The 1,574-nt window shown below is 42.8% G+C and carries 1 protein-coding gene; it reads right to left on the bottom strand.

The features are described 5' to 3' along the window. On the bottom strand, positions 1-1,574 hold a 1,574-nt coding region (locus HT718_RS09405), incomplete at both ends, for a Rib/alpha-like domain-containing protein (protein WP_275690403.1).

The raw sequence follows: 1,574 nt of genomic DNA, 5'->3' as shown, positions 1-1,574 counted from the left end.
GACTACTGGTGTCTTTTCACCTGGTGTTTTTGTATCTACTGGCTCCTTGAACTTAGCTGTTGTTCCTGAAGGAAGGTCTTTGAAGTTCGCAATTGAATCTTCTGCTTTTGGTGCGTCACCAACTTTAACAGTTTGGTCCTTAGCAGTCGGCGTATATTTGTCTGCTTCCCTAGCTGCTGGAGTAACTAAGTATGCTGCTGTAATCTTATCAGTAGACTTATCAGGATAAGTAATTACAAGATTTCCTCTTTGATCAACATTATATAAAGTGCCTGGAGGGAAACTTGCATTTGCTTTTTTAGTTGCTTCGATAATTTTATTTTTCTCGTCTTCAGAAATGTTTTTAAGATCAGAAACTTCTACCTTTTCACCTGGAACAGCATCAAGCTTCTTAGTAAGTTCCAAAACGGTAACTCTAAGGTCTCTCTTTACAAGTGCATTATTCTTACTTCTAACTGCGAAGGTCACAACAGTATCACCTGCTGGTTGGTCCCAAGCAACAGTACCTCCGTATCCGTTATCACGTCTTGTATAGGTCTCTGTTCCAGCTGTCTTCAAGTAAACACCTGTAGGCTTCAAGCCCTTGACACCTTCTGGATTATTAGGAACCCAAAAGTTTTCAAGCGCTTTAGATACTGCTGTAACACCAATCTTAACAGTTTCACCTGGATAGACAGTGATATGTGATCTGGTAACGAGTAGTTGGGTATTATGACTATCGTTCCCTCTTGAAACACCTCCGTCTACTTCAGGCTTTTCTGCACGAGTCGCTGTGACAGGAGCGCTCTTAGGAGACTCACTTTCGCCTGCTGGTGTAGCTGTAGCTGTGATTTCGCCTACAGGAAGGCTGTTTGTTGGCGTAACTATAGCTACACCTTGAGCATTTGCTACTGCTTGACCGATAACGACACCATCACTATTGTAGAGTTTAACAGTTGAACCTGCTGGTGCTTGGACAGTTACATCTGTTGCAGAACTACCTTTTCCATCAAGGTTTGAAGTGATGACTGGAGCTGCTACTGCCGCACGTGCTCTACGTGGTTTAGCTACTTTAGAGCTATCTTTAATAGTTTGAGCTGCTGACAAGCTTGCAGTCGAACCATCTGCAAAAGTAATAACTACTGATCCGTCTGCTTGAACTTGAACATCAGTTGCTTTAGAGTTAGCTGCCTTAACAGCTGCTACTACTTTTGCTTTTTCTTCATCAGTAAGTGCTTCTGGATTGTAAACCACTGTCACCTCTGGAGCTTGGATGCTATCTGCTTCCTTAGCTTTTTCTGTCGTAACTACTGGTTCTTCTTTCGAATTTTGAGTAGTTTTAACTTTTTCTTCAGCCACTGCTGCTGGAGCTACTTCTACAGCTGGTGCTGCATAAGTTGGGTTCTCCTCAGCCGCAGCTGGCTTAACCCCCTCTGCTGTAGAGCTAGCTTCTGGCTTAGCGTCTACTGCATCTGCTTTGACTGATGGAGCTACTAATGCTGCCCCAACCGCAAAAACAAGCGAACAACCAAAAAGGAAATGTTTTCCTTTTTTGATCATACGCCAATTCTTTTGTTCTGCATTTTTACGATTAA

Origin of the sequence: Streptococcus sp. 714 (genome assembly GCF_013277115.1) — a bacterium.
Classification (GTDB): domain Bacteria; phylum Bacillota; class Bacilli; order Lactobacillales; family Streptococcaceae; genus Streptococcus.
This window is presented reverse-complemented; position numbering and strand designations above follow the sequence as displayed.